This is a genomic window from Paenibacillus sp. NPDC057886 (genome assembly GCF_042796655.1).
Classification (GTDB): domain Bacteria; phylum Bacillota; class Bacilli; order Paenibacillales; family Paenibacillaceae; genus Paenibacillus.
In genome coordinates, this window is record NZ_JBHVMZ010000001.1 from 236,199 (window position 1) to 255,455 (window position 19,257).

At 48.3% G+C, this 19,257-nt stretch carries 9 protein-coding genes; all 9 read left to right on the plus strand.

Annotation, left to right across the window (positions count from 1 at the left end):
• The first annotated feature begins 157 nt into the window (after window positions 1-157).
• The 9 genes from ACFVQB_RS01145 to ACFVQB_RS01185 all read left to right on the plus strand — a co-directional run bounded on the left by ACFVQB_RS01145 (window position 158) and on the right by ACFVQB_RS01185 (window position 19,148).
• Complete coding sequence (locus ACFVQB_RS01145) at window positions 158-1,012, plus strand: ABC transporter permease (protein WP_379436231.1); 855 nt, start codon at window positions 158-160, stop codon at window positions 1,010-1,012.
• A 15-nt stretch (window positions 1,013-1,027) separates the two neighbouring features.
• Window positions 1,028-1,927 carry a carbohydrate ABC transporter permease gene (locus ACFVQB_RS01150; protein WP_379434567.1) on the plus strand — a complete coding sequence of 300 codons (900 nt, stop codon included), beginning with the start codon at window positions 1,028-1,030 and terminating at the stop codon, window positions 1,925-1,927.
• A 97-nt stretch (window positions 1,928-2,024) separates the two neighbouring features.
• A complete protein-coding gene (locus tag ACFVQB_RS01155) occupies window positions 2,025-3,668 on the plus strand; it encodes an extracellular solute-binding protein (protein WP_379434568.1) in 1,644 nt (547 codons plus the stop codon).
• Window positions 3,669-3,825: 157 nt separating this feature from the next.
• Window positions 3,826-5,547, plus strand: a complete 1,722-nt coding sequence (locus ACFVQB_RS01160) for a right-handed parallel beta-helix repeat-containing protein (protein ID WP_379434570.1) — start codon at window positions 3,826-3,828, stop codon at window positions 5,545-5,547.
• A 29-nt stretch (window positions 5,548-5,576) separates the two neighbouring features.
• A complete protein-coding gene (locus ACFVQB_RS01165; protein ID WP_379434572.1) occupies window positions 5,577-7,952 on the plus strand; it encodes a glycoside hydrolase family 95 protein in 2,376 nt (791 codons plus the stop codon).
• Between the two features lie 129 nt (window positions 7,953-8,081).
• Window positions 8,082-10,139 (plus strand): alpha-galactosidase, encoded by a 2,058-nt coding sequence (locus ACFVQB_RS01170; protein ID WP_379434574.1) that lies wholly within the window; start codon window positions 8,082-8,084, stop codon window positions 10,137-10,139.
• Window positions 10,140-10,291: 152 nt separating this feature from the next.
• Window positions 10,292-12,622, plus strand: a complete 2,331-nt coding sequence (locus ACFVQB_RS01175) for a glycoside hydrolase family 95 protein (protein ID WP_379434576.1) — start codon at window positions 10,292-10,294, stop codon at window positions 12,620-12,622.
• 100 nt (window positions 12,623-12,722) lie between these two features.
• Complete coding sequence (locus tag ACFVQB_RS01180; protein WP_379434578.1) at window positions 12,723-14,255, plus strand: response regulator; 1,533 nt, start codon at window positions 12,723-12,725, stop codon at window positions 14,253-14,255.
• A 297-nt stretch (window positions 14,256-14,552) separates the two neighbouring features.
• Window positions 14,553-19,148 (plus strand): S-layer homology domain-containing protein, encoded by a 4,596-nt coding sequence (locus tag ACFVQB_RS01185; protein ID WP_379434580.1) that lies wholly within the window; start codon window positions 14,553-14,555, stop codon window positions 19,146-19,148.
• Window positions 19,149-19,257: the final 109 nt, after the last annotated feature.

Genomic DNA, 19,257 nt, shown 5'->3' on the forward strand with positions numbered 1-19,257 from the left:
CTATCATAATTCACGCACCGCAGGCAGCTTGTAAGGGGGGATTGTTCTGGAGAAGGAAATCGTATTGAATCACAAGACATCAACACAGCCGAAGGCACCTGGTTTTCTGACCAATGCCCGCAAAAGAATGATGAAGCACTGGCAGTTACATCTACTGGTGATTCCGCCCTTGCTATTTTTTCTCATCTTCAAGTATTATCCGATGATCAATGCGGTTCTTGCCTTTAAGGACTATAACGTCATCAAGGGAATATGGGGAAGTGATTGGGTTGGTTTTCAAAACTTTCGTCTGTTTTTTGAGAACCCATTATTCTGGACCCTGGTGAAGAACACCATTTTACTTAGTGGTTATTTAGTGTTGGCCGGATTTCCAATTCCGATTGTGCTCGCACTCATGATTAACGAGGTACGAGGAGCCAAGTTCAAGAAATTCGTCCAACTTGTATCCTTTGCACCCTATTTCATCTCAACAGTCGTGATGGTGTCCATGATTATGCTGTTCCTGGCACCGCGGCTCGGATTTGTAAACATCTCCATGAACTTCTTTGGGCTGGATTCCGTGAATTTTCTGGGTGAGCCGGGCATGTTCCGCTCGATCTATGTCTGGTCCGACATTTGGCAGACTGCGGGCTACAGTGCGGTTATTTATTTGGCAGCCCTTGCCGGAATCGATCCCACATTGTACGAAGCAGCCAAAGTCGATGGGGCCTCGCGTTTTCAAAAAATCCGTCACGTGGATCTGCCAGGGCTGGTGCCAACCATTGTCATTATTTTGATCCTGAATGTCGGAAATGTCATGGCGATTGGCTTTGAGAAAGTCTACCTGCTACAAAATCCGCTCAATTTGGCTAATTCTGAAATCATTGCAACTTATGTCTACCGAGTCGGCCTGTTGAATGCCAACTATAGCTTTGCAACCGCCGTAGGGCTGTTCAACTCACTGATCAATCTGGTCTTACTGGTTACGGTGAATGGTTTGGCGAAGAGAGTTACTAAGAATAGCATTTGGTAGGAAAGGAGTTCACCTATGGCTGCAACCGTTCAAACCAAGATTAAAGAGTCCGCCGTGGACAAAACGTTTCTGATTACAATCTACATTTTGCTCAGTCTCGTGGCGCTGGTGGTCATTTACCCCCTGATATTTATCGTCAGCAGCTCAATCAGCAGCCCGGCAGCAGTAACTTCCGGCCGGGTATGGCTATGGCCCGTAGATATTTCCTTCAACGGTTACAAGGCATTATTTAATACACCTGAGATTCTCATCGGCTACGGTAACTCCATTTTCTATACGGCCGCCGGTACGCTGATCAGTGTAGCGTTAACCATCATGATTGCCTATCCGTTGTCACGCAAAACCTTTTTCGGCAGGAACACCCTGATGATGATTATCACCTTCACCATGATTTTCAGTGGTGGGCTGATTCCGACCTATATGGTGGTGAAGCAGCTTCATCTGATTGATACTCGCTGGGCGTTACTGATCCCGAATGCCATCTGGGTATGGCAGGTTATTATTGCTCGCTCGTTCTTTCAATCTTCGATTCCCGGGGAGCTTCTGGAAGCCAGTGAGATTGACGGCTGTAGTGATATGCGGTTCATCTGGAGTGTTGTACTCCCGTTATCGAAGCCGATCATCGCCGTGCTGGTTCTCATGTATGCTGTGGGGCAGTGGAATGCGTACTTTGATGCCCTGATCTATCTCAAATCGGCAGACCTGTTCCCGCTGCAACTCATTTTGCGAAGTATCATCATTCAAAACAACGGTTCGGGTGCCATGGACGTGGCGAAAATGGTGGAAAGACAGCAGCTTACCGAACTGTTAAAATATTCGTTAATTGTGGTCGCCACTTTGCCAGTACTTGTCATCTATCCATTTGTACAACGTCATTTTGTACAGGGGATGCTGGTCGGTTCTGTTAAGGGTTGATCCTTAGATTCGGTGTATGGAGAAAGAAAATATAGACAGTTCATACGCAAGGTACCATCGTCTCAACTGGTAAACTACAAAAAGGGAGTGATCAGATTTGAAGAAAAGTATGGTAACGTTATTGATGCTGGTAGTGGTATTCACAGTTGTCATGAGCGGGTGTTCCAATGGCAGCTCATCTACTGCACAACCGGGGAGCTCAAAAGAGGGCGGCAAGGTGAATATCAGCGTGTTTGCGGTTCAGGACTCTAGCATTGATATTCCGACTAATAAATTCACTGCATTTGTGGAAGACAAATTCAATATCAAATTCAATTGGGAGATCAATCCTTCGGATGGGGCCAAGGAAAAGCGGCAAATCTCGCTGGCAAGCGGCGACTATCCTGATGCCTATCTGCTTACCCACTATATAGACCAATTCTCTCAGGCAGATCTGCTGAAGTATGGCAAGCAGGGTGTGCTCGTTCCTTTGAACGACCTCATTGATCAATACGCTCCCAACATCAAAGCGGCTATGGAGAAGAATCCTAATTTGAAAACGCTTAATACAGCGCCTGATGGCAATATCTATGGACTTGTTGCGTATACGGAATGTTTCCACTGTTCCTACCCGAGCAAGATGTGGATGAATACCGAATGGCTGAAAAAGCTGAATCTGGAAATGCCAAAGACTACCGAAGAATTCAAAAACGTGCTGCAAGCATTCAAAACGCAGGATCCGAACGGAAACGGCAAAGCAGATGAAGTACCGCTGAGTGGTTCCATAGAGGAGTTCGGCGTACGGATTATTCCGTTCCTAATGAACGCATTTGTTTATGATGATGACAGAAACTACCTGCAAATGGAAAATGGAAAAGTTCAATCTGCGGCAATTACACCAGAATGGAAAGAAGGATTGACTTACATCAAGTCCCTCTTTGATGCAGGTCTGATTGATCCTGGTGCCTTCACACAAAACGCAGAAGCGTTCAAGAAAATCGGTGAAAATGCTGATGCTGAAATTCTGGGTGTTGGTGCAGCTATGCATCCCGCGATCTTCGTAAACATCGATGAAGGCAATACTCGCTCGGCACACTATAACCCGCTGCCACCGATTTCTGGGCCACAGGGTGTGTCCTATGCGACGCATGATGCGGGCGGTGTATCTCCAGGAGCGAAATTTGTAATCACAAACAAGGCAAGTGAAGAAGCGCAGATTGCCCTGATCAAAATGGTTGACTACATGTTCACACCAGAAGGCCAAACGAACGGTGCGAGCGGTATGAAGGGGATTGACTGGACTGACCCGGTGGAAGGTGATGTGGCACTGGGTAAAGACGTTAAACCTGTAGTAAAACAAATCCCTATGGCTGAAGGTGAGGCACCACGTAATGCGGGCTGGAGCGGCATGGCTCACTTCTATATGCCAAAAGAATATCGTGATACTTTCGTTCAGGGCACAGATATTTATGCATCCAATGGTTATGAGCGCAGATTATATGACGCATCGCTGTTGTACGAAGGGCATGAGCCCAAAGAGCTGTTCCCGATCTGGTCCGTCTGGATTGATCCAAACGAAATTGACGAAGCCAGCTTGCTGCAAACCAATATCAGAAATTACATTGAGCAAAATGAATTGCAATTCATTACAGGCAACAAGGACTTGAATAAGGACTGGGATGCTTATGTGAAAGGTTTACAGAACCTGAAGCTCGATCGTTATCTGGAAATTTTGCAAAAAGCATATGACACAAGCAAGTAATGAACAGGGATATCGGAATCAGGTGCCTATGATGTACCCGGCACCTGATTTTCCGTGTATTCAAGGCAGAAGAGAAGTTTGATGATGAAGTCAATGTGATGACAGAGGATAAGCGATGGATGGGTTACATACAAAGAAGGGGGGGATCATCATTCCTTTGAAAGAACAAGAAAAAACCCGAAATTTCACGACGATAAGTTTGACGGATTATGGAGCTCAGCCAGACTCTGAGCTAGACACTCAGCCAGCTATGGCACGTGCAATTCAGGCGGCATCCCAAATTCCCGGTCCAGTGGTACTGGACTGTGCGAGAGGCAGGTATCATTTCTACCCGGAGAAGGCCAGCAGGGTGCCTTACTATATCTCCAATACCGCGAGCGAAGAAGAGATTCCGGACGTGACTAAGACCATTGCCATTCTGCTGCAAGGGATGAACGATGTAACACTGGAAGGCAACGGCTCCCTGTTTATTTTTCATGGTAAACAGACCATGTTTCTGCTGGACAAATGCATGAATGTAGAGATTCGTAACCTGCGTACAGATTATCACCAGCCAACGGTGACCGAGATGACGATTATCTCAAGCGGAAAGCATTATTTCGATGCCCGGATTCACCCCCATTCCCGTTATCAGATTCGGGACAACAAGCTAACCTGGCTCGGTGAAGGCTGGAGTTTTGCGAAAGGTCCCATGCAAATCTATGATCCTTTGCGGAATACAACCTGGCGAATCGACAATTGGTTGGAGTTGGCCCAATCTGTGGAAGAACTTGAGCCCATGACCATCCGTTTGCATTTTGATTTTCAACCTGATGTGGTCCCTGGTCATGTGTTACAAAACCGCGATGGCATTCGTGATCAAGTTGGAGCTTTTATTACCGAATGCTCGGATATAACGTGGAGAGACGTGAGTCTGCATTTCCTGCACGGACTCGGTGTCGTCGGACAGTTCAGCACAAATCTGACGTTCTCGCGGATGAACCTGGCTCCCCGCACCGAAACGGAACGTACGGTTGCCGGTTTTGCGGATTTTCTGCACATATCCAGCTGCAGAGGCAAAGTTGCCGTAAGGGACAGCTATTTTTCCGGTTCGCATGATGATCCTGTCAATGTCCACGGTACCTATTTACGAATTGTAGATCAGCCGGCAGTGGATTGCGTGAAGGTTCGATTCATGCATCCCCAAACGTATGGGCTTCCGGCGTTTTATCCTGGTGATGAGGTTGAATTTGTCCGTTCCGGTTCGTTGACGACCTACGCCTCCAACAATGTGCTTGCGGTTGATCGTTTAAGTGCTCGTGAGCTCTTGCTGACTCTTGCTCATCCGGTACCGGATGGTATTGGCAGACATGATGTCATTGAGAACGTAACCTGGACACCAGAAGTGGAAATTACAAATAGTCATTTTGCCCGAGTGCCAACACGAGGCATACTCGTAACGACTCGTCGGAAAGTGCTGATTACCGGGAATACGTTTGAACGTATGTCCATAAATGCTATTTTGATTGCGGTGGATGCCGAGTCCTGGTATGAGTCCGGAAGGGTAGAGGATGTGACGATCTCCGATAACCATTTTATTGAATGTGGCGGCAGTGAGCATCCCGTGATATTCATATCCCCGGAGAATGTGGAGGTGGATGAGAGCGCACCCGTCCACCGGCAGGTCGTTATCCTGAACAACTGTTTCGAAACTTGTAGTGATGTCCCGATTCTAAGTGCCAAGTCCACCCGTGGGTTGGTTTTCAAGTGGAATAAAATATTGTCCACCACAGAGACAGGAAAGTTATCCTGCTTTGAAGAAGCAGTCTATGTAAGCGCCTGCAGCAAGGTTGGAATTATCGATAATACGTTCACTAATGTTCCAGAAGAAACTGACTAGCAAATGAGAAATCATTGAGGAGAGTGCACATGAAACTTCAATATGACAAACCTGCACATGTATGGACCGAAGGCCTTCCCATCGGTAATGGCCGTCTGGGGGGCATGATCTTTGGTGGGGTGGAGCAGGAGAAAATCAGCTTGAATGAGGACACACTGTGGTCCGGTTATCCGAAGGATGGCAACAATCCTGGCGCAAAGGACGTTCTGCCAAAGGTCCGCAAACTGTTACAGGAGGAACGTTATAGGGAAGCAGAGACGCTGACCAAAGAGATGATGGGCCCTTACACCCAGTCGTATCTGCCTTTAGGGGATTTGCTCCTGCGTTTTGAACACGGGGACATCTACCATTCCTACAAGCGGACGCTGGATATAGAAAATGCAGTACACAGCCTTGAATATCAGATTGGCCATGTTATCTATACCCGTGAAATGTTTGCGTCGCATCCTGATCAGGTTCTTGTACTGCGGCTGGCTGCAAGTGTGGAAGGTGCGCTGAATGTACATGCGTGTCTGGATAGCCCGCTTCGGCATACGGCTAGTGTTAGGGAAGACTGCTTTGTTCTGGAAGGAACAGCCCCGGAGCATGTAGATCCCAGCTACTTTGCAAGCGACGATCCGATCCGATATGGTGACCCTGGAAATAACAAGGGTATGGTCTTTGAAGGACAGCTAGCGGTGAAGACAGAGGATGGACAGGTAACGGTGGATGACAGAGGAATTCATGTGTTGGGTGCGACAACGGTAACCTTTTATTTCAGTGCGGCTACAAGTTTTAATGGTATGGATGCCATTTCGGGAGTCGAGGGAAAGGATGCTTCCTTCACTGCAAGTTCATTTCTGAATGAGGCGGTAGGCAAGCCATATGACAGCCTGCTTGACTCACATATTGCGGATTACCGTCTGTTGTTCGAGCGGGTGAAGCTTCAGCTTGGGAATTCACCTGCTTCGGAGCAGATGTCCACTGAACAGCGGATTACGACCTATGGGGCGGAAGATCCGGGGCTTGTGGAGCTACTCTTTCATTATGGGCGCTACTTGTTGATCGCAAGTTCCCGTCCGGGAACGCAGGCTGCGAATCTTCAGGGTATATGGAATACAGTAACTCGTCCTCCCTGGAGCAGCAATTATACGCTGAATATTAACACCGAAATGAACTATTGGCCGGCTGAAATATGCAATCTGGCTGAATGCCATGAGCCCTTGCTGGACTTGATCCGCAATTTGGCGAAGAAGGGCGCTGAGACCGCACAGGTCAACTATGGCACCCGCGGCTGGACCACGCATCATAACACGGATATCTGGGGACAGACGGCTCCGGTGGGCAATTATGGAGACGGTGATCCAAGCTGGGCCTTCTGGCCGATGGGAGGCATATGGCTGACCCAGCATTTGTGGGAGCACTATGCCTTCAGCGGAGACGAGGAGTATTTGCGGAATTCCGCTTATCCAATAATGAAGGAAGCTGCCCTGTTCGCACTGGACTGGCTCATTGACGATGGTAACGGTAGCCTTGTGACTTCACCTTCGACTTCCCCGGAGCATAAATTCCAGACAGCGGATGGTGTAGCAGCCGTCAGTACGGGTTCAACCATGGATATCTCATTGATCTGGGAGTTGTTCACCAACTGTATTGAAGCGTCGGAGATCCTTGGAGCGGACCTGGATTTCAGAAAAGAACTGATGAGCATCCGCGAACGTCTGCTGCCGCTGCAAGTCGGCAAATATGGCCAATTGCAGGAGTGGTCGAAGGATTATGAGGATGAGGACATTTACCACCGGCATACCTCGCATCTGGTAGGCGTGTATCCGGGTCGACAGCTTTCGGACGAAGAGACACCGGAGCTGTTTGTCGCCGCCAGAACCTCACTTGAGCGGCGGGGAGACGAAAGCACGGGCTGGAGCCTGGGGTGGCGCGTTGCGCTTTGGAGTCGTTTCAGGGAAGGAAACCGTTCTTTGCGTTTGCTCTCCAACATGCTACGTCTGGTCAGAGATGGAGCGTCGGAGCAATACAACCATGGCGGTGTATATCCAAATCTTCTGGGCGCACATCCTCCGTTTCAGATCGACGGCAACTTCGCCGCTTCTGCCGGGATTGCCGAAATGCTGCTGCAATCTCACCGTCCTTATATGGAACTGCTTCCTGCACTGCCGGATGCTTGGCAGCAGGGCAATGTTTCCGGCCTGCGTGCCCGAGGTGGCTTCGAGGTCAGCATCCGGTGGGAGAAAGGACAACTTGCAGAAGCGCACATCACTTCACACCTGGGCCGGGACTGCGTGCTTAGAGGTGAAGGACCGGTTGTGGTAACGCTTGACGGCAACGGGGTTGAGACAGAGGATACCGATTTAAATATCATAAGCTTCCCTACATCTGCAGGACGTACCTACAGGGTTAAGTTGAGTTAAATCGCGTTATGGATCGGAAGATCGTTGCATGGAAAATGCTTTATTCGGTCTTTATAATGAGGGCAGACTTGGGCAGGAGAGACATAACCGGCTCCGCTCAGGGCACAGCATGCAACAATAAGGAGGCATATGATGCTAACTAGCGATACAGCCGTACAAGTGCAGCAACAGAATGTTAATCTTGTAAGCATTACAAACGGGCACGTGAGCCTGGAGATCAACCTTGAAAATGGTGAAGTGTCCTGCATTGGCAACCATTCTTCCCATGTGAAGGGTATTCGTAGTGCTTTTCGCTGGCAGGGTCGGGAATACAGCACGGATCATTACCAGAACCATGAGCTGAAGGCGCAGGAAGATATTGTTCGAGAAGGTTTTGGAAAAGGCATACGCTTGGTCGTTCTGCATAAAGCCTCGTTGTTGCCGCAACTGGAGCAGCATTTCTATATGTATGAATCCTCATCGTTTGTATTGGTACAGACCGCTATAGTCGGTGATGAAGAGCTTAAGGCGAATCGCATGGCTGTCATCCAATCCAAAACCATATCACTCGGCGGAGAATCCAGCCAGGATGAACCGAGCATTCTGCGTGTACCGTTTGACAACGATAAATGGGTCAGATATACGGTGGTTAAGCCGCCGCTTGATGTGGAGAGTTACGAGGCGACAGCCTTGTTTGCGCCCGACAGCCGCCGGGGAATTGTGATGGGTTCCCTTTCGCATAAGGTATGGAAAACAGGGATTCGTATGCAAAGCGAAAAAAGCGGACATATCGAGGGACTTGATCTGTACGGCGGTGCTGTGAGTGAACTGACTCGCGATTCCCAGCCTCATGGTTATGTGAAGGGAAAGAGAGTGGAATCGCCCCTGGTATTCATCGGGTTCTATGAAGACTACCGTGAGGGTCTTGAAGCCTACGGTCAGGCCAATACCTGGATTGAGGCTCAATTGCCTTGGGAGGGCGGTGTCCCGATCGGATGGAACAGCTGGTCTGCGGCTATGAGTGATCTGGACTATGATCTGTATACAGCGACCAGCGATTTTCTGAAAAATGAAGTACAGCCGCTTGGATTCGAGAATGAGGATACGTTATACATCAACTTTGATGCTTTCTGGGACAATTTTACACCGGAAGAAATGAAGAATGCACTAGACCGGGTACGGCAAAACGGACATAGGTCGGGAACGTACTGGACCCCATTTGCCTTCTGGGGAGGGCCTGGTCAGTTCGGTCAGGCGGTCGAAGGAACGAACGGTAAATATACTTATGGAGACATCCTGCTGCGTGACAGTGAGGGAGAGATTCTGCCGGATGTAGACGGTGGTCTGGCCATTGACCCAACACATCCTGGCAACCTGCAAAGAATTGACTGGTTCACGGACAAATTCATCTCGGAAGGTTTCGAATATATCAAACTGGATTTCTTGGCGCATGGCTCCCTGGAAGGGCAGCACCACAATCCGGATATTACAACAGGGATCGCGGCTTATCACTATGGCATGTCTTATTTGCAGCATAAGCTCTCGCCAGAAGTAATCGGTCGGCCGTTTTTCATTAACTTGTCCATCGCTCCATTATTTCCATATGCTTTTGCCCACAGCCGCCGTATTTCCTGTGATGTCTTCGGTACACTTGCGGATACGGAATATCTGCTGAACTCGTTGACACACGGCTGGTGGATGAGCAATACGCTCTATCGCTACAATGATCCTGACCATTCCGTGTTGTACAAGAGCTTCAACCAGGAAGCTACCGGCTGGCATGAAGGACGCAGCCGCCTGACCGCTTCAGTCATTGCCGGTACGGTGCTTCTGCTCGGGGATGACTTCCGTAAAGAGGAAGCTGCCGAACGAGCAAGAGAATGGCTTGGTAACACGGATATATTGAACGTTGCTCGTATGGGCAAAACCTTCCGTCCAGTTGAAGGCGATCTTGGGAAGCTGTCTTCTGATGTGTTTGTTCTTGAATCGCCGGAAGAGAAGAGTTTCTATCTCGCCGTCTTCAACTTTGATGCTGAACAAGCTGCGGTGAAGTCGATCTCTCTGGAGCGGGCCGGACTAAACGTCAATGCCGTATACCGCTTGCAAGATCTGTGGGAAGGCTCACAAGGGGAAACGTCTGGAGAGCTTACGGTCTCACTGGAACCGGCGGAATCCAAAATCTTCAGATTGACCGTGAAGGGAAACTGACCTGGGCGAAATGACAATCCAGAGCTGTGATCGGTTTTAGGATATAAAAACAAAGTCAAACGCGCGCTTTTGTATCTCACAGATCGCGCGTTTGTCCTTTTTGGTCATGAGTCTATTTGTAAAGTTAATCATTTTGGACTGGAGGACATGATATGAACGATTTTACTTTGTGGTATTCAACCCCTGCTGCGGATTGGTCTCAAGGCCTGCCGCTGGGCAATGGAAGAATAGGTGCGGTTGTTATGGCGTCTTCGCATCGTGAGGTGTGGAGTATGAGCGAGGTCACCTATTGGTCGGGGCGGATTGACCCGGAGCCCCCTTCTGGAGGAGGCAAGGCTGCACTGCAAGAGATGCGCGGTTATTTCTTCGCTGGCGATTATGATGGAGGAGATCGTCTTGCCAAGCAGCATTTACAGCCAAAGAAGCATAATTTCGGCACCAATCTTGGATTATGTGATGTTGTTATTGATTTTGGGAAGAAGAATTCGGGTTCTGATGAAGCTGGAAGCTTCCAACGTGAGCTGGATCTGACTCATGCGCTGGCCGGGGCGTTCTGGAAGGATGACGACATCACGATTCTTCGTGAAGTTTTCGCTTCTCACGCCGATGATATAGTGGCCTCCCGAATTTGGAGCGATGCTCCGGGTGGCGTATCCTTTACACTTGGCTTGCAGGCAGGCACGGAATCATTCAAGGTTGTAGCCTTAGATAACAACACGCTTGAATTCCAAGGGCAGGCAACGGAAAATGTACATAGTGATGGGACTTGCGGCGTATGGGCCAAGGGTTTGGTCAAGTTGGTTATATCCGGGGGGACCATCGCAAGTAGAGATGGTCGATTGAACGTGACTGGAGCGGATGAGGCATGGATTTATTTTAGTGTAAGCACGGATTATCGCCGTACAGATCAGGATTGGGAAACTGAGAACGAGTATACGCTGTTGAAGGCTTTAAACAAGGGCTATGCCTTGCTGAGGGAGGATCATATCCGCGATTACGGCGAGCAATATGACAAGGTTGATATTCAGTTGGGGGCCAAGGGGAAATCCGGTCTGGCTACAGATCAACGCATTCGTTTGTTGGAACAGGGTGACGGGGATGAAGATTCGCAGCTGTTCGCATTGTTTTTTCAATATGGACGGTATCTGACCATTGCGGGCTCTCGTGAGAACTCTCCGCTGCCACTCCATCTCCAGGGAATCTGGAATGACGGTGAAGCATGCCGAATGGGATGGAGCTGTGATTATCACCTTGACATCAATACCCAGATGAATTATTACCCCACAGAGATTACGAATCTGGGGGAGAGCCATCTTCCGTTATTTCGGTATGTTGAGGATCTGGCACAGGCTGGCAGGGAAACGGCTCGTAATCTATATGGATGCGGTGGATGGGTCGCTCATGTCTTCTCCAATGTATGGGGCTTTACGTTGCCTGGATGGGAGACGTCGTGGGGGCTAAACGTTACAGGCGGATTATGGTTGGCTACACACCTGATTGAGCACTATGAATACAGTCAGGATCAGGTTTTCCTTGAGAAAGTGGCCTATCCTGTACTTAAAGAATCCGCGGCTTTTTATCTGGACTACATGTGTGAGCATCCTCGGAACGGTTGGCTGGTGACAGGTCCTTCCAATTCGCCGGAGAATCATTTCTATCCTGGTAATTCGACAGATGGGGCACAGCAGCTGTCCATGGGAACGACAATGGACCAGATGCTGGTACGCAGGCTCTTTGAATTTTGTCTTAATTCAGTTGAACTTTTGAACAAAGACGAGGAACTCGGACGCAAGCTGGAAGAAGCAATCAGCAAGCTTCCACCATTACAGATCGGCAAGAAAGGGCAGTTACAGGAGTGGCTGGAGGATGTTGAGGAGGTGCAACCGGAGCATCGGCATTTGTCTCATATGTATGCGCTGTATCCGGACAGTCAGATTACACCTGACCGTACACCGGAACTCAGTGCGGCAGCACGAGTAACGCTGGAGAATCGTATGCTCCAGGAAGAGCTGGAGGATGTTGAATTTACAGCTGCCTTGTTTGGACTGGGTTTTGCGAGATTGCATGATGGGGAGACGGCTTATAAACATCTCTCACACCTGATCGGCGGCCTATGCTTCGATAATCTGTTCACCTATTCCAAATCTGGCATTGCCGGAGCAGAGAGCAATATCTTTGTCGTTGATGGAAATTTCGGTGGTACAGCTGTCGTAGCGGAGATGCTGCTGCAAAGTTATGCGGGCGAGATTCACCTGCTCCCAGCGTTGCCAAAGGCATGGAGTACAGGCTCAATAACCGGGCTGAGAGCAAAAGGGAATGCCGAGGTCGATATCGTCTGGGAGAATGGAAAGCTGACCTCTACGAACATTCACACTTTCTCGCCGGGAACGTTCACCATTTGTTGGGGCAACCAAAGAACGATCCTTCATGCCGAAGCAGGCGAAAGTTACTATTTCAATAGCGAGCTGGAGTTGGTAAAATAACGATCTATACTTGAAAATAACTTTCATTTATATGGACCATGGTCCCACGGGGGGGAAAACATATAATAGAGACAGAAAGAGACAAAGGGAGGGGACATTGATGTACAGTATTTTTTTGGTAGACGATGAAGAACTGGGACTTGAGATGATGCGGGATTATATCCGCTGGGAAGAGATGGGCATCTACATTATGGGAACTGCGAGTAACGGCAAGGAGGCCTTGGAGAAAATTGAGGCCACCCAGCCTGATATCGTTCTTACCGATGTTCAGATGCCGATAATGAACGGGATTGATCTGGCGAGAAAGATACATGAGAGCTACGACTCGATCCAGGTGATGTTTCTGACCGGACACGATGAATTTCAATATGTAAAATCGGCTATTAACGTAGGGGCCGTGGGATACATGCTAAAACCGTTGGATTTAAACGAAATTGAAAGCGTTATCGGTAAAGTTAAACAACGTTGTGACGAAGTTGCAATGAAAAACCGTTCCATGGAGGCAGCCAAAGCCAATATCCTGAAGGAGTTATCTTACGAAAAAGATGCAGATCGTGCTATCGATCTCGCGTTTGGTTTCAGCCGTCTAACTCGCCAGCCGGAAACCACCCGATATGCAATGGCTTTGTTCAGTATCGATCCGAAGGAGGCTGAAGAGGAACAACAAAGTCTGGAGGATTGCACAGGTCGACTGGTATCATTTCTCGACCATTTCTTCAAGGCGAAAAACCTGAAAGTGACCTTTGTGGATTACAAGGAAGGGGAGACCGGTGTATTTATGGAAGCGGCCCAGCAGCCAGGACATTATGCGTGGGAAGACTTGGCTGAGGCTATCCGTAGTGCCCTGGATTTTACGGTGACGGCAGCTGTAGGCGGACAAGAGACCGAGTTATCCCATATTCACTGTCTGTATGAACAGACGCGTATCGTTTTGAACGAGCGTTTCTATGAAGGTACAGGCACGATCATTCATGCGGCGATGCTTTCGAATCAGTTTTATACGGAGCATATGCCCCCTTTTGAACAAAAGGAATGGTTTGAGGCCATTAATCGACTGGATTTTGAATGGGCTGCACAGAAGCTGCATGGGTATATTGCGGGATTGGCAACGCTGCGAGTCAAGAAGAAAATCATCTGTGACTGGTCTATAGATCTCGTTAATGAGCTGCTGGAGCAGCTTCATAAACCTGTTCCGAAGCGGGCTGAGCTGTATCATTCCATTTATAATGCGCTGACTCTGCATGAGATCGAGGATCTGATTCTCGGTACTGCGGAAGATGCCGTGAGCATGCTGGGTGAGCGGTTTATGGACAAAAATGCAAAACTGATTCACAAGGTCCGCACCCTCATCGACCAAAATTATAATCAACCGATAACCATTAACAGCCTGTCTGATCAGGTCTATTTGTCACCGAACTATTTGAGATCCATTTTTAAGGACAAAACAGGAATGACAATCCACGATTATCTGACACGCATCAGACTGGACAAAGCCAGGGAACTGCTGGCAGATGGCTCGCTCAAGATTCACGATATCGCGCAGAACGTGGGCTATGAGAGCACGTCCTATTTTATTTCTCTATTCCTGAAGACGCAGGGCGTAACACCCAATGAGTACAGGAAAAGTATATGACCATACTGGCCCTCTGGTAACGATAATGATCCTCCAGTTTTCCTTGAACATGATTTGGATAGGCTCCCTCTTACTAACCCATGATATGGCAAATGAAAGAGGCTTTCCTGTATGAATAGTAACATTGTGGTATGGAACATCCCCCTCCTCCTTTTTACAATTAGGCATATAGAAAAGGAAGGAGGAGAGATGGGATTTAACAGCTCTTTATGAAAGCGATTACAGATAATGGCTGTGAACCACTGCAGGATAGGCATATGGAGACCTAACTCAATCAAAAGAAAATGGAGGCATGTTATGTTGGGACGGATTATGAAAAAAGGATTTGTGTTCTTTATCATTATTTGCTTGATAGTTGGCGGGGGCCAGTTCGTCCGAACAGCTCACGCCGATGATATGAATACCTATGAAGCTGAGGCCGAGGGGAATATTTTGCTTGGCAACGCGAAAATCTCTGATAGCCCGACGGCTTCAGGCGGCAAAAAGGTCGGAGGCATGTACCAAGGCAGTTCCTTGCAATTTAACAATGTTACTGTAAGTGAGACAGGAAATTATAAGATTTCCGTTTACTACATTTCAGGTGATTCGCGGCCATTCAATATTAGTGCGAACGGCGGGGAGAAGCAATTTGAAGAACCGCCCAAGACAGTCGACTGGGATACGGTGGGAATGTATGATGTGACCCTTCCGTTGAACGCTGGTGCCAACACAATCCTGATTGATGACAACAACTGGTATTCTCCCGACATCGACAAGATTGTGATCCGCGGTTTGGACAGTGGCCACCCGGGAGAAGGGGGCGGAGACGACTGGAAGAAAAATTTGCATGGTGCAATCATTGAGGCAGAAGCAGCCGACAATATTTTGAAAGGCAATGCCAAGGTGGTAGACAGCAGCATTAGTTCGGGTGGGAAGAAAGTAACCGACCTGAACAAAAACAGTTCACTGCAATTTACGAATGTCACCGTACCGGCAGATGGTACATATTTGATCCGAATATCTTATATTTCCGGTGACCAGCGGCCTGTCTATATGCAGGTGAACAATGGAACGGATGAGATGATTGATCTGCCCAAAACGGCAAGCTGGAATACGGTAGGCACGTATGATGCGGAGGCTTCCCTCCGTAAGGGCGTTAATACCATCACGTTCTCGGATCATGATTGGTACTCCCCCGATTTTGACCGAATTGAAGTAATTCCGTATACGCTTAGCTATGAAGCCGAAGATTCGGGCAATACGCTGACTGGTGAAGCGCGCGTAACAGACAGTCCCCATGCTTCCGGCGGCAAAAAGGTTGGCTATCTGAATGGCGGGAGCTCCTTGACGTTCAATAAAATTATAGCCCCGATGACAGGTAATTACCGCGTTACGGTAGCTTATTTTTCCGGTGATCCGCGGAGTTTCTATGTCCATGCAAATAGTGGGGAAGAGCAGTTCCACGACCTGCCCAAAACACCGGATTGGGATACGGTGGGTACGTATGATCTTACACTCCCACTAACTGAAGGCGAGAATACGATTACTTTTTCAGACAACAATGGTTATTCTCCCGATCTGGACCGGATTATCGTAGAGCCTGCGATAGAGACAGAACCCGAAAATCCAGGGGAAGGAGATGACGATCTGGGAACACCGGGTGACTCGCAACGATACGGGGATATCACGGTGACTGATTACACCCATGGCCTTCTGGTATCGAACGGACAATACGAAGTGTCTTATAATACCCAGACCGGATTAGCGGGCTACAGCTGGGCAGAAGGGCAGAAGATGCGGGGTGTTTTCAGCAGCATTAAACTTGGTGACAGCCTTGTGGAAACCAAAGGTTATGAGAGTCATGCGAGCGGTGGAACACCAGTGGAGATTCAGGATGGATTCGGCAAAGGCATTGAGTTGAATTTTGTTCATACTTCGACTGGCAAACCAACCCTGAAGCAGGTCTACCGGTTTTATGAAGATAAATCGTATTTCCTCAATCGTCTGGATGCCTTCAGTGATACGGAGATCCAGAGCAATTATATGTCACCAATTACTGTTAAAAATACGGGTGGTGTGGATATTGGCGTCAGCTCGGATAATCGTGTACTGACAGTACCTTTTGACAATGACGCCTGGATTCGCTACAAATCTCAAACGATGAACCGGGCGGATACCAGCTACGAGATGACGACGGTATTTAATAACTCGACTCGTAACGGTCTGGTGATTGGTTCAGTAACCCATGACACCTGGAAGACGGGGATTGACTGGAAAGGCTCAGCTAATCGTCTGAATGAATTTGCTGTGTATGGTGGTGCAGCGAGTGACGTTACTCGCGATACCCAGCCACATGGAAGCCTGACCGGTACTGAACTGTCCTCACCACTGATTATGGTAGGTGGTTTCAGTGATTACCGCACAGGGCTTGAAGAATACGGTAAAGCCAATGCGATTATTACACCTCCCCTGGCATTAAATCCGGAGCTGCCGCAAGGTGTTCCAGTGGGCTGGAATAGCTGGGGAGCTTATGATAGCGGGCTGTCGTATCAGAACGTAGTGGATGTGTCCAATTATTTCAAGAACAGTCTGAAGAAGTTCAATAATAACGGCAACGTATTCATTAATATGGATTCCTACTGGGATAATCTGAGTGATGCAGAGCTTGCCCAAGCCGTATCTGTAATTAAGGACAATGGTCAGCGTGCAGGCATCTATTGGGGACCATTTGTGTATTGGGGCAACGATATGAGCCAAACGGTAGATGGTACGAACGGGCAATATACGTATGGTGATATTGTGCTCAAGGATGCGGAGGGGAAACCTCTGCCTACGCTGGATGGGGCATATGCACTGGATGTGACACATCCGGGGAGTCAATTGCGCATGAATTATTTTCTGGATAAGTTTAAAGCACTTGGATTCACATTCATCAAACTGGATTTCTTGACCCATGGTTCACTGGAAGGCCAACACTATGACACTAACGTGACGACAGGCATCCAGGCTTACAATGAAGGAATGCGTTATGTCGAAGAGCGATTGGATGGAAAAATGTTTATTAGTGCGTCTATCGCACCGATCTTTCCAAGTCAATACGCGCATAGCAGACGCATCTCCTGTGACACCTATGGCAAAATCAATGAAACGGAGTACATGCTCAATTCATTGACATACGGCTTCTGGCAAAACGGAACCATCTATTCCTATACAGATCCAGATCATTTGGCATTAAGCAGTGCTTCAAGCCTGGATGAAGCCCGTAGCCGGGTGAATTCCGGTGTGATTGCCGGCACGGTGATGATGGATTCTGATGATGTGAACGATCCCAAGGCACAGGAATACATGACAGCATTGTACAATAACACGGATGTTCTTCAGGTGGCGCTGAAAGGCAAAGTATTCAAGCCGCTTGAAGGGAATACGAATGCAAACGCCGCAGATTCGTTTGTTCTGAAAGATGGCAATGATTATTACCTTGCCGTATTTAATTACAGCGCCAATAGTTCAGCGAACAAAACGATTAATTTGGGTCGTGCCGGATTGAATGAATCCAAATCGTACACGTTAAAAGACTTGTGGACAGGTGAATCTTCGTCTGCCACGGGTTCATGGTCCATCTCGCTTGGACCGGCTGAATCGAAGTTGGTTAAATTGATCGAAAAACCAGCCACCCCTGAAAATCCAGGCAACCCAGGTAATCCAAGCAACCCAGGTAATCCAAGCAACCCTGGGAACCCTGGCAACAATGGCAGTAACAATAATACTAGCGGGAACTCCGGTAACACCACGGCTCAAGAGAACGATACGGTAACACTGGTCATCACAGCCGATATGCTGAAAGTGAACAGTGGGGCAGGGAAAGCCGTTGTGGACATCAAAGCGGGTACTCAGGAAGTTCAACTGTCATCTGCTGTCATACGCCAGCTTGGCAACCATACACTGGAAGTGAAATCAGGTAAGCTAACTCTGCAAATACCTGCGAGTTTGTTCCAGCAGCTGTTGAGCAAGCTACCAGCGGGGCAACAGGAAGATAGCACTATTTCCCTGAAAATGATTCCGCTTGGCAGCAAGTCCAAAGAGGTCATGGCTGCAGTAGAATCATCATCCCGGGCAACAGTTTCCCTTAAGGGAGAAATCTATGAATTCAGCCTTTCGGCAACAACTAAATCAGGTACAACCGAAACACTCTCTGCGTTTGATCATCCGGTTACTCTGAGTCTGGCAGCGGCTGAAGGCTTCGACCCTTCACAGGGAGGAATATATTATATTAACGAAAATGGGAAATTGGAATTTCTCAAATCGGATTACGTGAATGGCGTATTAACGACTAAAGTGAGCCACTTCAGCAAGTATGCCGTTCTGGAACTGAATCGAGCGTTTGCCGATGTTCCGGCGAATCACTGGGCCAGCTCTGTAATCAAGGAGTTAGCGGCTAAGCTGTTTGTCAATGGTACAAATGAAGATCAATTTGAGCCAGGACGTGCAGTCACCCGCGCTGAATTCACCGCCATGCTCGTTCATTCCCTAGGACTGACCGTAGCAGGGGAAGTACAATTTACAGATGTAGCGACAGATGCCTGGTACGCGGAACCCATCTCGATTGCGACCCAAGCCGGTATTGTAAACGGCCGAAGTGCAGCCAGTTTCCAGCCGGACGCACAGATTACCCGGGAGGAAATAACGGTGATGCTGATGAAGGCATATGAACTGAATGTTGGGAAAGTGCCTGTCGGTTCTACAGATATCTTGTTTACTGATATAGATCAGGTTTCTTCATGGGCAACTGCTTCGGTAAAGGATGCAGCCCGATTGGGACTGGTTCAAGGCCCAAGACAGGGACAGTTTGTACCTAAAGGGATTGCTTCCCGTGCAGAAGCCGCTCAGGTCATCTATAACCTGATTTTGAAGTAAGTTTTAAGGCTGCGAATTGCATCGCAGCCTTATTTTCATAACTTGAAATGACAGATGATTTCCCCTATGGATTGTAAGAATGCGATATGGCTAATTTAACTCCTGCTTC